This is a genomic window from Allobosea sp. RAF48 (genome assembly GCF_052114025.1).
Classification (GTDB): domain Bacteria; phylum Pseudomonadota; class Alphaproteobacteria; order Rhizobiales; family Beijerinckiaceae; genus Allobosea.
On sequence record NZ_JBFRDZ010000003.1, the window covers coordinates 207385 to 221101 of the forward strand.

At 67.6% G+C, this 13717-nt stretch carries 13 protein-coding genes and 1 other RNA gene; 7 read left to right on the forward strand and 7 right to left on the reverse strand.

The features are described from left to right. Positions 1–2 precede the first annotated feature (2 nt). The 5 genes from AB4Z10_RS07195 to AB4Z10_RS07215 form a co-directional block, all read right to left on the reverse strand. The gene (locus AB4Z10_RS07195; protein WP_441470029.1) at positions 3–1751 is read right to left on the reverse strand and encodes a peptidoglycan D,D-transpeptidase FtsI family protein; all 1749 of its coding nucleotides are present in this window, start codon (positions 1749–1751) and stop codon (positions 3–5) included. 26 nt (positions 1752–1777) lie between these two features. After that, positions 1778–2164, reverse strand: a complete 387-nt coding sequence (gene ftsL, locus AB4Z10_RS07200; protein ID WP_441469704.1) for a cell division protein FtsL — start codon at positions 2162–2164, stop codon at positions 1778–1780. A gap of 2 nt (positions 2165–2166) precedes the next feature. Next, entirely contained in the window at positions 2167–3207 is a 1041-nt protein-coding gene (gene rsmH / locus AB4Z10_RS07205) for a 16S rRNA (cytosine(1402)-N(4))-methyltransferase RsmH (protein ID WP_441469705.1), read from the reverse strand. Beyond that, entirely contained in the window at positions 3204–3680 is a 477-nt protein-coding gene (locus tag AB4Z10_RS07210; protein WP_441469706.1) for a division/cell wall cluster transcriptional repressor MraZ, read from the reverse strand. The genes rsmH and AB4Z10_RS07210 overlap by 4 nt, the downstream gene beginning before the upstream one ends. Before the next feature lie 468 nt (positions 3681–4148). Next, on the reverse strand, positions 4149–4613 hold the full coding sequence (locus tag AB4Z10_RS07215) for a MarR family winged helix-turn-helix transcriptional regulator (RefSeq protein WP_441469707.1): 465 nt from the start codon (positions 4611–4613) through the stop codon (positions 4149–4151). A gap of 146 nt (positions 4614–4759) precedes the next feature. Between AB4Z10_RS07215 and AB4Z10_RS07220 the strand changes: the two genes are divergently transcribed. Next, positions 4760–5182, forward strand: coding sequence for an organic hydroperoxide resistance protein (locus AB4Z10_RS07220; protein ID WP_441469708.1), 423 nt, complete (start codon positions 4760–4762; stop codon positions 5180–5182). Positions 5183–5378: 196 nt separating this feature from the next. Here AB4Z10_RS07220 and rnpB read toward each other — a convergent pair. Together rnpB and AB4Z10_RS07230 are read right to left on the reverse strand one after the other, a co-directional pair. Further along, an RNA gene (gene rnpB, locus AB4Z10_RS07225) (RNase P RNA component class A) lies at positions 5379–5784 on the reverse strand. A 223-nt stretch (positions 5785–6007) separates the two neighbouring features. Then, a complete protein-coding gene (locus AB4Z10_RS07230) occupies positions 6008–6610 on the reverse strand; it encodes a lytic transglycosylase domain-containing protein (RefSeq protein WP_441469709.1) in 603 nt (200 codons plus the stop codon). A gap of 429 nt (positions 6611–7039) precedes the next feature. On the opposite strand from AB4Z10_RS07230, the gene AB4Z10_RS07235 reads away from it, so the two are divergent. The 6 genes from AB4Z10_RS07235 (at position 7040) to AB4Z10_RS07260 (ending at position 13706) form a co-directional block, all read left to right on the forward strand. Beyond that, entirely contained in the window at positions 7040–7789 is a 750-nt protein-coding gene (locus AB4Z10_RS07235; protein ID WP_441469710.1) for a TerB family tellurite resistance protein, read from the forward strand. Between the two features lie 175 nt (positions 7790–7964). Beyond that, on the forward strand, positions 7965–8753 hold the full coding sequence (locus AB4Z10_RS07240) for an N-acetylmuramoyl-L-alanine amidase (RefSeq protein ID WP_441469711.1): 789 nt from the start codon (positions 7965–7967) through the stop codon (positions 8751–8753). Between the two features lie 107 nt (positions 8754–8860). Beyond that, the gene (locus AB4Z10_RS07245; protein ID WP_441469712.1) at positions 8861–10522 is read left to right on the forward strand and encodes an efflux RND transporter periplasmic adaptor subunit; all 1662 of its coding nucleotides are present in this window, start codon (positions 8861–8863) and stop codon (positions 10520–10522) included. 166 nt (positions 10523–10688) lie between these two features. After that, positions 10689–11453: an ABC transporter ATP-binding protein gene (locus tag AB4Z10_RS07250; protein WP_441469713.1), complete on the forward strand. Its 765-nt coding sequence runs from the start codon at positions 10689–10691 to the stop codon at positions 11451–11453. Then, a complete protein-coding gene (locus AB4Z10_RS07255) occupies positions 11450–12682 on the forward strand; it encodes an ABC transporter permease (protein WP_441469714.1) in 1233 nt (410 codons plus the stop codon). The genes AB4Z10_RS07250 and AB4Z10_RS07255 overlap by 4 nt, the downstream gene beginning before the upstream one ends. Positions 12683–12764: 82 nt before the next feature. Continuing rightward, positions 12765–13706 (forward strand): sensor domain-containing diguanylate cyclase, encoded by a 942-nt coding sequence (locus tag AB4Z10_RS07260; RefSeq protein WP_441469715.1) that lies wholly within the window; start codon positions 12765–12767, stop codon positions 13704–13706. Positions 13707–13717 lie beyond the last annotated feature (11 nt).

Sequence of the window (13717 nt, forward strand, 5' to 3'; positions counted from 1 at the left end):
GATCAGCGCGAACCCCAGGCCCCGAGCTTCGCCATCAGCGGGAAGGGCGACGGCGGCGGGTCGAAGCGCGGCGACAGGCCCAGAATCGGGGCGGCACGCTCGATCACCTTGCCGGTGGTGACGCCGGCATTCCAGGCGGCGGTCGAATAGCCGCCGCTCTCGGCATAGCCCTTCGGCTCGTCGTAGATCGCGAGGAAGAGATATTTCGGCTTGTCCGAGGGTGCGATCGCCGTGAAGGTCGTGAAGTTCTTGTTCTTGGCGTAGCGGCCGTTGATGACCTTCTCGGCCGTGCCGGTCTTGCCACCGACGAAGTAGCCGGGAATGTCGGCCTTGCGGGCGGAGCCCTTCTCGCCGTTGAGGCGCATGATGTAGCGCATCGCCTCCGAGGTTTCCGGCTTGATCACGCGCGTCGCCACCTTGCGCGCATCCTCCTCGGTGCGCTTCAGGAAGGTCGGCTTCATCAGATAGCCGCCATTGACCAGCGCCGCGACGGCGGAGAGGGCCTGCAGCGGCGCGACCGCCAGGCCGTGGCCGAAGGCGATGGTCGCGGTGTTGATCTCGCCCCAGCGCTGCGGGACGATCGGGGCGGCGCTTTCCGGCAGCTCCGTCGTCATCCGGTCGAGCTGCATCATCTTCTTGAGGAAGGCCTTGTGGCCCTCGACGCCGACGGCGAGCGCCATCTTGATCGAGCCCATATTGGACGAGTGCAGGAAGACCTCGGGCACCGTCAGGTTGCGGCCGGTGCCGTGGTATTCCTTGATGACCTGGCGGCCGAACCGCATCATGCCGCCGGCGGTCGAGAAGCTCGAATTGATGTTGACCTTGCCGGAATCGAGCGCCATCGCGATGGTCAGCGCCTTGAAGGTCGAGCCCATCTCGTAGACGCCGACATTCATCCGGTTGATGCGGTCCTTCTCCAGCGCGTCGACCGGATTGTTCGGATCGAAATCCGGCAGCGAGGCCAGCGCGATCACCTCGCCGGTGTTCACGTCCATGATCGCGCCGGCCGCCGCGATGGCCTTGAAGCGCTCCATGCCCTTGAAGAGCTCGTCGCGCAGCAGGTGCTGGACGCGCAGGTCGATCGAGAGCTGAACCGGCTTGAGATCGGAGGCCTCGGTCGCAAGGCCGGCGCCGTTGAGGTCCTGCAGCCCCTGCGAGTCGATATATTTCTCGATGCCGGCGATGCCGACATTGTCGACGCTGGCGAAGCCCAGCACATGCGCAGCCGCCGTGCCGTTGGGGTAGACGCGCTTGTTCTCGGGCACGAAGCCGACGCCGGGGATACCGAGCCGGTGCACCTCGGCCTGCTGGCGCGGCGTGATCTCGCGCTTCACCCAGACGAAGCCCTTCTTGGTGCCGAGCTTGTCGCGCAGATCCTTGGCATCGAGATCGGGCAGCACGGCCGTCAGCAGCTCGGTCGCCTCGTCCTTATCGAGGATCTTGCGCGGCTCGGCGAAGACGGAGACCGTACGGATGTCGGTCGCCATCACCTCGCCGTTGCGGTCGGTGATGTCGGGCCGCGCCGCGGAGATGGCGTTGGAGGTCGCGCGGCGCAGGCCGACCTGCTCGTTCGGCAGTGTCGCCAGCATGACGAGCCGGCCGGTAATGGCGATGAACAGCGCCGAGAAGCCGAGGATGACCAGGCCGACGCGCGGCTGGCTCTTCTCGCCGCTCATGCGGAAGACATCACGCAGCCAGGCCAGGCGCCCGCGCTTGACCGCGCCCCCGGCGGCCTCGTGCTGCTGCTCCATCGGGGCCTCGTTCTGTTTCGGTCCGGTCATGGCATCGGCCCCGGCGTCGTCGCGCCCGTCCTGGCGCTCTTCGGCGTTTCGGTCGGGACGCTGAGGCCGAGATCCTCAAGCTTGCGGCCGATGGTGTCGACCTTCGGGCCGCGATTGGGGATATCGGAAGGCTTCACGACCTGCGTCACGACGAAGGGCTGCAGGTCGAGGTGCCGCTCGGCCAGCGCCTGGACCCGGTCGGGCCGGTTCAGGAACTGCCACTCCGCCTTGAGCACCTGGATCGCGTCGCGTTCGCGCTGGGTCTTGGTCTTGAGCTTCTGGAGATGCTCGGCCGCCAGCGTCGTCTCGTATTTGATCGAATAGGCATAGACCGCCGAGGAGACCAGTGCGCCGATGGCAATGACATGCAGGAGCTTGATCACGCTCAGGATCTCCGGCGCGGCTGCGGGTCGGGGACGGTCGAAAGCGCGACGAGCCCGGCATCGGCGCTGCGTGCCGGCGCCTCGTTGCGCTCGGCGGCGCGCAGCTTGGCCGAGCGCGCCCGCGGATTGGCCCGCATCTCGGCCTCGGACGGCGCGACCGCGCCCTTGGCGATCAGCCGGAAGGTCGGCTGCGCGGCAGCCACGGCCGGAGCATGACGCGAGCCGGCCGGCACGCGGCCCGAGCGCTCGGCGAAGAATTGCTTGACGATGCGGTCTTCCAGCGAGTGGAAGGTCACGACGACGAGCCGCCCGCCGGGCTTAAGCACCGTCTCGGCCGCATGCAGAGCCCTGACCAGCTCGCCGAGTTCGTCGTTGACCGCGATGCGCAGCGCCTGGAAGACGCGCGTCGCCGGATGTGCCCCGCCCGGCTCGCCGCGCACGATGCCGGCGACGAGATCGGCAAGCTGCTTGGTGGTGGTGAGCGGCGCCTTGCGGCGAGCCTCGACGACGGCGCGTGCGACGGCGCGCGAGCGGCGCTCCTCGCCATAATGGTAGAAGATGTTGGCGAGGAGCCCTTCCTCGGCCTCGTTGACGATCTCGGCCGCGCTCTGCCCCTGCCCGCTCATGCGCATGTCGAGCGGCCCGTCGAAGCGGAATGAAAAGCCACGCTCGGCCTGATCCAGCTGCATGGACGAGACGCCGATGTCGAGCACGACGCCGTCGAGCGGCGCCATCTTGAAGCGCTCGGCTTCCTCGGCGAGCTCGCCGAAGCAGGCCTGCGACAATGTCAGCCGCCCGTCCATCGCCGCGACGAGATCGGCCCCGCCCGCGATCGCCGTCGGATCGCGGTCGAGCCCGAGCAGGATCGCGCCCGGCGCCGCATCGAGGATCGCCTTCGTGTAGCCGCCGGCTCCGAAGGTGCCGTCGAGATAGCGCCCGCCCGGTTGCGGCGCGAGCGCTTCCAGCACTTCAGCGAGCAGCACGGGCACATGACGAGCCGGTCCGCCAATGGCCGCACCTGGACGGTCGCCACGATCCGTCATGTGCCCGCACCTCCGGCTGGAATGGTCAATCCGCCCAGCGCGCGCTTGACGTCGCGCAGCCGCGTCCGCGCGGCTTCGAGATGGGCGCGGAAACGCTCCGGCTCCCAGATCTGGAATTTGTGGCCATGGCCCACGAAGGTCACCATGTCGCCGATCCCGGCATGCGCCTTCAGCGCCTCGCTCAGCACCATCCGCCCCTCCGTATCGACCTTCAGCACCTCTGAGGTGCCGTTGAGCGCCGTCGAAAGCAGCTCCCATTCGTCCGAGAACGGCGAGAAGCGCGCCAGGATGTCGTCGATCGTGGCCCGCAGCGCGTTGCCGCCGGCGTCCAGCGCCGGCAGGTCGAGCGCCTGATGGACATAGAGCCCCTCGTAGCCGTCCTTCGCAAGGACAGCCCGGAAACTTGAAGGAATGGAAACACGCCCCTTGGCGTCGAGCCGATTGGTGAAGTTCGAGACGAAGCGGTCCGTCAACGCCGCCTCCCGGCTTGCTCCTCACGGCGCCGCAGCACGACGAGGCTGGCGGCGAAAAGACCCCCCGCCGAAGCGGGCAAGACACCTCCTGCAGCCAAATTCCGCGCGGCACACGGACCTTGACCTTTGGATTGCCTGCCGGCTTCGACGGGATGATTTGGGATAGCATGGGCAATAATGGGCGTCAATGGAATCGAGGGTGCGCGAACGCACCTGCGGGGACTCTCCGCCATCACAGCTCGTTAAGGTTAAGTATCCGTAAGCGCGCGGAATTCGGCGCCGCGGCACCCTTCGCCACGGCGACGCACGGCACGACCGCGATGAAAAATTTCTACGGAAGCGCAGCGTCATTCCGGACAAGCTGCAAAGCAGCGCCGATCCGGGAGCCTTCACAAGGCACCCGCGCCCTCCGACGGATTCCGGGTCAACCCGGGAACGACGCCGCACCTCAGGTGAGAGACGGAATGTTCAAGCGTCCCGGGAAGCCGCCAGCAGCGCGTCGCGAACAAGGCCGAGCTGATCGCGCAGCCGCCCTGCATCCGGCGCCGTCGCCCCCAGCGCCTGCCCGATCGCATCCTGGATGCAACGGCCCCGCTCCCGCATCCGCTCGCCCTTCTCCGTCAGCAGGATGCGGACCTGGCGCTCGTCGCGCGCGTCGCGCTCGCGCCGGATGATGCCGGCGGCGTCTAGTCGCTTGAGCAGCGGCGTCAGCGTGCCGGAATCCAGCATCAGCTTCTCGCCGAGCTCCTTCACGGCCAGCCCGTCCTGCTCCCAGAGCACGAGCATCACGAGATATTGCGGATAGGTCAGCCCGAGCTCGGCGAGGACCGGCCGATAGGCCCGGTTGAAGGCATGGCCGACCTGATAGACCGCAAAGCAGAGCTGCTGCTCAAGCCGCGGCATCGCCTCTTTGGCCTCGCTTTGCTCCGTCATCGCATCCTCATCATCAGCAGCTCAGGCAAAGCGGAATTTGCCCGCGCGATCAACCGACCCGTCATTTGCATAAATTGATTGTTGACAATCTAATTGTGCACAATCTAAATGGCAAGCATCGGTTCACCGCAGAGTAGGAGCATCCCATGAAAATCCTCTACACCGCCCATGGTTCCGCCACCGGCGGCCGCGAAGGCCAGGCCGCGACCGATACCGGCAACGTCAAGCTCGTCCTGAACACGCCGAAGGAGCTCGGCGGCGGTGGCGGGGAAGGCACCAATCCGGAGCAGCTCTTCTCGATGGGCTATTCGGCCTGCTTCCTCGGCGCGCTCAAATTCGTCGCCGGCAAGGAGAAGGTGAAGATTCCTGAGGACGCCCGGGTCAGCGCCGATGTCGGCATCGGCCCGCGCGACGACGGGCAGGGATTCGGCATCGCCGCGAAGCTGACCGTCTCGGTGCCGGGCCTCGACAAGGCCGTGGTCGAGGACCTCGTGAAGAAGGCCCACGTCGTTTGCCCCTACTCGCACGCGACGAAGGGCAACATCGACGTCCAGACGACGGTGGCCTGAGGCGAAGCCGTCAAGCGACACGGCGCAGTCATCCCGGACGCAGCGCATGCGCGGTCGCCCGGGACGACGCGGCTCTGAAGAGACGATCGGGAGCGCCGAAAAGGAGGCGCCGGCCGGCAGGCTTGGCTCGACCCGCAACACCGGAAGCGCAGAAAGCCGCGCCTGAGTCCGCCGGAGCAGAATTCGCGACGGTAGAGGTGCCAGTCGGCCTGTAAGCCGGGTTCTGGATGGCCGGAGGATCGCTCCCCCGACGTGACGGCCATTCCTCTGGGACGCGCATTGCTGCGCGCCTCGAGCAACCAACCCGGACGACGGGGCTCAGAAACCAGCCCCTCTCCGCTTGCGCGGAAAGCGTCGTCCCTATTCGGTCTTGCTCCCGGTGGGGCTTGCCATGCCGTCCCCGTTGCCGGGTCCGCGGTGCGCTCTTACCGCACCTTTTCACCCTTACCGACGGGCAGGAGCCGAAGCTCATGGCCGGCGGCGGTTCGATCTCTGTGGCGCTTTCCCTGGGGTCGCCCCCGCCGGACGTTATCCGGCACCGTGTTTCCGTGGAGCCCGGACTTTCCTCCCCCGCGAGCGGGAGCGGCCGTCCGGCCGACTGGCGAGGGGGGAATGCGCGCTGGCGCGGCCGGCGTCAAGCTGGGAAAGCCGCCAGGAAATCGAGCCCTCATCTTGAGGAGCAGCCAAAGGCTGCGTCTCGAAGGATGTTCCAGAGGGTTCCGGAGCCTCCCGAAGCGCCCTTCGAGACGCCATTCCTGACGGAACGGCTCCTCAGGACGAGGGCTCGCGTGAGAAGAAGCAAGCCCGGAACCTGCACGATAGCCGTCAGTTGCGCGCCGTGATGGTGCGCACCTTGGCGCAATAGGTGCGGTTGGCGCCGCTCATCCGGGTCGCCATGTGGCCGCTCTGATATTTCATGATGGTGCGGCAGGTGTCGCCGCCGGCAAGCTTGTAGGCCAGCGCCAGATATTTCATGCCGTAGCGGGCATTGGTCTCGGCATCGAGCAGGCCGCTGGCCCCGCCCGAATAGCCCATGCCGCGGGCGGTCTGGTGGCGGATCTGCATCAGGCCGAGATTTCCGGCATGCGAGGCGCGCGGATTGTAGCGACTCTCGACCCGCACCACCGCATCGGCCAGCGAGAACGGCACGCCGTTGGCTGCTGCATGGCGCGCGACGATGGCCTTGATTCCCTCGGGCCCGGCCGGAGCGGCCGGCGAATGACTTGCGCGAGGCTCGGCCTTCTCTGTCTCGGCATCGGCAGCACGCGCCGCTTCGGCCCTGGCCATCCGCGCCGCCTTGCGCCCGCCCCTGGCGCCCGCCTTCGTGGCGGCCGCACCAACCTGCTCGCCCTGCGCATCCTCGGCCTTCTCGCGGGCGATCTGCGCCTCGCGAACGATGAAGGCTCTGGCGTCCGTTTCCGCGTTCACGAATTCCTCCGCCGAAGCCAAGCCGGAGAGGCTAATCAGGCACACAGCCGCGAGACCACCAGAGATATACCGCATGTTGAACTGAACCCACCTTACGCCACGACTGGCCAATGGGGGCGTTCAATTGATGGTCGAATATGTCGATAATCTGTCCATTAATTAAGAAAAACATGCAATTCAATACATAAACAGGAATTTATTCTATATTTATCTATTTAGTATTTTTATGTATTGAGTCGCCTTGAAAACTTAGCCGGCCCGGCGTCCATAAGAACGAATCAAGCAGGCATCCGAACCGCCCCATTGCCGCCCCATTCCCGGCCGGCGGAACTTTTTTGGCGCGTCAGGCCGCCGCAGCCGCGCCCCTTGCATCAGTGCGGCGGCTCCCCACATCATTCGCCCTTCGGATTCACCAGGGTCATTGCGTTCATGGCTTCCTCTTTCTGGGGTGCACTCGGCGGCGGCGGGCTCGGGCTCGTTCTGGGCGGCCCCCTCGGCGCCCTGCTCGGTGCGGTTGCGGGCCATGTGCTGGTCGATCGCGAGGGGGCGCCTTTCGGCCCGGCGCCGCGCGAGCTCGTCTTCACCACCGGTCTGGTCGCGCTCGCCGCCAAGATGGCGCGCTCGGACGGCGTCGTGACCTGCGACGAGGTCACCGCCTTCCGCCGCATCATCGAGGTTCCGCCGGAACAGCAGCAGCGCATCGAGCATCTGTTCGACCTCGCCAAGCAGACCAGCGCCGGCTTCGAGGCCTATGCCGCGCAGATCGCGGGCGCCTTCAGGGACGAACCCGCACTGCTGGAGGATGTCCTCGACGGGCTCTTCCTGATCGCCGCGGCCGACGGCGCGATCCATGAGGCGGAGCATGCCTATCTGTGCTCGGTCGCCGGCATCTTTGGCATCGAGGAGCGCGATTTCGCTCGGATCGAAGCGCGCCACGTCCGGCGCGCGGATGATCCCTATCTCGTCCTCGGTGCCAGCCGCGAGATGGACGATGCCGAGCTGAAGCGGCACTATCGTCGCCTCGTCGCCGAGACCCATCCCGACCGCGAGATCGCCCGCGGCCTCCCCGAGGAGGCGATCGCCATCGCAACGAAGCGGCTCTCGGCGATCAACGCAGCCTGGGACGCGATCCGGAAGGAACGCGGAATGAGCCGCAACCTCACGCCCGAACCCGCTTGAGCGTTGCTCCTTTTGGAAAACGTGCCGTCATCCCGGACAGGCAGCGAAGCAGCGCCGACCCGGGGTCCATGCCGCCCCCCACGAATGCTCCTGCATGAACCCCGGGTCTTCCTTCGGTCGCCGGGGATGACGGCGTGGTTCGACCGCCATTGTCTCACGCGCTAAAGCCAGGCCCATGACCGACTCAGCAACCCCCGACAGCCGCTTCGCTGCCAAGGTCTTTCCCTCCCCCAATCACGGCGAGCGCAAGCAGCGCGACGGCGCGCCTGGCCGCCGGCCGGACATACTGATCCTGCACTACACCGGCATGCCGGTTGCCGGCGAAGCGCTGCAGTGGCTGTGCAACCCGGTCTCGCAGGTCTCCTCGCATTATTTCGTCTTCGAGAACGGCCACACGCTACAGCTCGTGCCGGAAGGCCGTCGCGCCTGGCATGCTGGCGCCTCGCACTGGGCCGGCGAGACCGACCTCAACTCCTGCTCGATCGGCATCGAGATCGCCAACCCCGGCCATCCCGGCGGCCTCCCCGATTATCCCGAGGAGCAGATCGTCGCGACGCTGAACCTCTGCCGCGACATCTGCGAGCGCTGGGCCATTTCCCCCGAACGCGTGCTCGCCCATTCCGACATCGCGCCGGGGCGCAAGATCGATCCCGGCGAGAAATTCCCGTGGCGGCGCTTCGCCGAGGCCGGCGTCGGCCTGTGGAGCGAGCCTGCCCCGATCCGGGGCGGGCGCTTCTTCGCCCGCGGCGAGAGCGGCCAGCCGGTCGAGGCACTGCAGGCGATGTTCGCCATGCTCGGCTATGGCGTCGCGGTCGACGGCATCTTCGACGAGAAGCTCGAAGCCGTCGTCGCCGCCTTCCAGCGCCACTGGCGGCCGGAGAAGGTCGACGGCGTCGCCGATTCCTCGACGATCACGACGTTGCGAGACCTGCTCGCTGCAACGCAGGGCGCCCGCACGGCCTGAGCGGTGGCTAACCCAAAGATTGCAGGAAGTTAACTCGCCGGCCGATCCGCTTTCTGGCACAGTCGCCGCCAACTGCGCTCGCGCGCAGGCGGGATGGGGAAGCGACCTTGCGCAAATGGCTGATCGGAACGGGGCTCGTCGTGCTCGCAGCAGCCGGCGGCTACTGGGCTTTGCGCCCGGCCGGCGGGGCCGCCAATGAACCACCCTATCGCACCGCAGCGCTCGATCGGGGCCGCATTACCGCCGCAGTGCGCGCCACCGGCACACTGACGCCGGTCACCACCGTCCTCGTCGGTTCCCAGCTTTCCGGCCAGATCGTCGAGATCCTCGTCGACTACAATTCGCAGGTAAAGGCCGGGCAGATCGTTGCTCGCCTCAACAGCGACCAGATCAAGACGCGACGCGACGCGGCACAGTCGGATCTCGAGCAGGCCAGAGCCGATCTCACCGTCAAGCGCGCCCAGCTCGACCGCGCCCGCACCGCCCGGATCAAGGCCGATTCGGTCATCCGCGATCTCGAAGCCCAGCGCGACCGCACCGCCGCCCAACTCGCCGACGCCAAGCGCACCTTCGAGCGCCAGGAGCAGCTCTTCAACCGCAGCACCGGCTCGCAGCAGAATCTCGACACCGCGCGCACGCAGGTCGAGATCCAGACCGCGACGCTCGCCTCGAACGAGGCCCAGCTCGCCTCGGCCCGCGCCGAGCTCAAGGGGCTCGATGCAGACATTCAGCTCGCCGAAGGCCAGGTCCAGTCCGGCACCGCCCTGATCGGCAGCCGCGAGGCCAAGCTGAAGGACATCCTGATCGATCTCGAGCGCACGGATATCCGCTCGCCGGTCGATGGCGTCGTGGTGCAGCGCCAGGTCGATCTCGGCCAGACGGTCGCCGCCTCGCTCTCGACGCCGACGCTGTTCCAGATCGCACAGGACCTGAGGACCATCGACATCTACGCCAATATCGACGAAGCCGATGTCGGCCGGCTGAGGCCGAGACAGCCGGTCTCCTTCACCGTCAACGCCTATCCCAACCGGACCTTCCAGGGACGGGTCGAGATGGTTCGCCTCGGCGCCCAGACCATCCAGAACGTCGTGACCTATACCGGCGTCGTGCGGGTCGAGAACCGCGACATGGCGCTTCTGCCGGGCATGACCGCCAATCTTCAGGTCGTGACCGAAGACCGCTCCGAAGCGCTGCGCGTGCCCAATGCCGCGCTGCGTTTCCGCCCCGCCGGCGCCGCGCTCGCGCCATCCGCTCCCTCCGGCGCCGGTCCCGCTTCCGATGGCTCGGCGAGCGAGCGCGGCCCGCGCGCCGCTGCGGCCTTGCGTGAGCGGATCGAGACCGAGCTGCAGCCGACGGCGGAGCAGAAGCAGGCGATCGCCGAAATCCTGAAGGAGCGCCGCGGCAGTCGCGAGGCGATGGCCGGCCTCTCGCCGGAGGAGCGCCGCGCCGCCATCCGCACGGCGCGCAACGAGCTCGTCGCCAAGATCGGCGCGGTTCTCGACCCCGAGCGCCGCGCCAAGTTCGAGGCGATCATGCAGGAAGGACGCGCCGCCCCGCCCCAGGGCGTTCCGGGACGCATCTATGTGCTCGACGACGCCGGCCAGCCCAAGCCGGTGCCGGTCATGCTCGGGCCGACCGACGGCGCCTTCACCGAGCTTCTCGGCGGCGAGGTCAAGGACGGCATGCAGATCGTGACCGGGGGCGGCCCACGCGCCACGGCGGCACCCGAACCGCCCGCCTCCCGCCCGCGCGGGCCGCGGCTGTTCTGATGACAGCCCGCGATCACATGTGTAGCCCGCGTCCTGAGGAGCCGCGCAGCGGCGTCTCGAAGGATGGTCGGGGTGTTTCCGGAAACATCTGGAACATCCTTCGAGACGCGCCTGCGGCTCGCCTCGGGACGAGCACTGAGTGTAGGCGTCGATCGGAGCACGCACCATGCCCCTGATCGAAACCCGCGACCTTTCCCGTGTCTACGATCTCGATTCCGGCCGCGTCACGGCGCTGGACCGGGTCTCGCTCACGATCGAGGCCGGCGACCTCGTCGCCGTGATGGGGCCATCCGGCTCGGGCAAGTCGACCTTCATGAACCTGATCGGCTGCCTCGACCGGCCGAGCGCCGGCCATTACGTGCTCGACGGCGTCGCGGTCGAGACGCTGTCGAGCGATGGCCTGGCCGAGCTGCGCAACCGCAAGCTCGGCTTCGTCTTCCAGCAATTCAACCTGCTGCCGCGCATCGATGCCTGTGCCAATGTCGAACTGCCGATGGTTTATGCCGGCGTGGCGCGGGCCGAGCGGCGCCGGCGCGCGCTTGCGGCGCTCGGGCGTGTCGGCCTGGCCGAGCGCGCCCATCACCGCCCGATGCAGCTCTCCGGTGGCCAGCAGCAGCGCGTCGCCATTGCGCGCGCACTGGTCAACCAGCCGCGCCTCCTACTCGCCGACGAGCCCACCGGCGCGCTCGACAGCCGTACTGCGCTCGAAATCCTCGCGCTCTTCCAGGATCTGAACCGCGAAGGCGTCACCGTTGTCCTCGTCACGCATGACGCCGAGGTCGCCCGCCATGCGCGCCGGCTGATCCGCTTTCGCGACGGACATCTGCTCAGCGATATCAGGCAGGAGCCGGCCGACGCTCGCACTGCGCTGGAAGCGCTCGATGCCGGCGTCGCCTTGCCTGAGATGGATTTGCCGGAGGCCGCCGCATGAGTCTCGTCGAAGCCCTCCGCTCGGCCCTCTCCGCAATCGGCGCCAATGCGCTGCGCTCGGCGCTGACGATGCTCGGCATCATCATCGGCGTCGCAGCCGTCATCGCCATGGTCGCGATCGGCTCCGGCGCGCGCGAGCGCGTCACCGGACAGATCAAGTCGCTCGGCGCCAATCTCGCGATCATCCAGTCCGGCAACGTCACCCAGGGCGGCGTGCGCCTCGGCGCCGGCGCCTCCTCGACGCTGACCGACGAGGACGCCGCCGCGATCCTGAAGGAAGTCGAGGACACCACCGCCGCCGCGCCCGTCATCGTCACCCGCGCCCAGGCGGTCTATGCCGGCACCAACTGGTCGACGCAGATCACCGCGACCAATCTCGATTTCTTCGCCGCCCGCGAATGGGATCTCGCCGACGGCCGGCTGTTCGAGCCCGAGGAACTGCGCAAGGGCGAGATCGTCGCGGTCATCGGCCAGACCGTGGCGCGCAATCTCTTCGGCGAGGAGAACCCGCTCGACCAGCAGTTCCGCATCCGCAACGTGCCCTTCAAGGTCATCGGCGTGATGGCACCCAAGGGCCAGTCGGCGCTGGGGCAGGACCAGGATGACGTCATCTTCGTGCCGCTCGATACCGGCCGGCGCCGCATCGTCGGCCGCAACTATGCCCGCGACCGCTCGGTGCAGAGCATCATGGTGAAGTTCGCGAACGAGGAGGCGATCAATCCCGGCATCGCCGAGGTCACCGCCCTGCTGCGCCAGCGCCACCGGTTGATGGAGGATCAGGACGACGACTTCATCGTCCGCAACCTCACCGAGATCGCCAACACCGCGACAGCCGCCGCAACCACCCTGTCCTGGCTGCTCGCGGCAGTGGCCGCCGTCTCGCTGCTGGTCGGCGGCATCGGCATCATGAACATCATGCTGGTCTCGGTGACCGAGCGCACCCGCGAGATCGGCCTCAGGCTTGCGGTCGGGGCTCGCCAGAGCGCGGTGCTGATCCAGTTCCTGATCGAGGCGACCACGCTCGCGACCATCGGCGGCGCGGCCGGCGTGGCGCTCGGCATTGCGGCCGCGCTCACCATCGCCCATGTCGCCGGCTGGCCCTCGGTGATCTCGATCGAGACGATCCTGATCGCGGTCGGCGTCTCCGGGCTGATCGGCGTCTTCTTCGGCTTCTACCCGGCGCAGCGGGCCGCAAGGCTCGATCCGATCGAGGCGTTGCGGCGCGAATGAAATTCCAGCCGCCGCGCATGTAACGCAAAGGTCCCTTAACGGACCGGGCTTAGGGTTGCCACATCGGCACAGGAGGGGCGTCTTGAACAGCCAGCAGCTCATCGCGGCGACCCGTCCCCTCTATGATCGCGCCGCCGCCACGGCCTCCATCGGCGCCTGGGAATGCAACCTCTCCAATGAATCGCTGAGCTGGACCGACGGCGTCTACGACCTCTTCGGCCTGAAGCGCGGCTCGGCCATCTACCGGAGCGCGACCCTGGACCTCTACGAGGACCAGTCGCGCCGCGACATGAACAGGCTGCGCAGCACCGCCATCCGCACCGGTCAGGGCTTCGCGCTGGACTGCCGGATCAAGGCAGCGACGGGCGAGAGGCGCTGGATGCGTCTTGTCGTCGGCGTCGGCCATCAGCATGGCCGCCCGCTCCGCATCTTCGGCTCCAAGCAGGACGTCACCGCCGAAAAGGGGCTCTGGACCGAGCTTGCCGGCACGGCGCGCAGCGAACCGCTCACCGGCCATGCCCTGCCGCACAGCTTCGCCGACACGCTACGGCAGATCAGGCACGACCGGCGCTCCGGTCCAGACCGCTTCGCCCTTGCGATCTTCCAGATCGACCGTTTCCAGAACCTGGTCGAAGATTTCGGCAAGGCGGCGAGCGATACGCTCACGCGCGGCATCGCCGAGCGGCTGAAGCGGCTCTTCCCCGATGCGCTGGCGATCGATCCGGCGGGACCTGGCGCCTTCGCCCTGCTGCTGCAAATGCCCGGTGACCGGCACTATCTGGGCACCGTGCTCGACGGCACACGCCGCCTGCTCTGCCGCCCGGTCTCGCACGGCGCGCTCGTGCTCGATTTCAAGCTGTCGATCGGCGCCGCGCTGGTGATGGCGGACCGCTTTCGCCAGCAGCAGGAAATCCTCGCCGAGGCGGAAGCCGCACTCCATGTCGCCGGCATGGCTGGGGGCGACTGCGTCCGCGTCTTCGACGGGCCGGTCACCGCAATCCGCTCCAGGGCCGCCTCGGCCTGATCCGGGCTTCG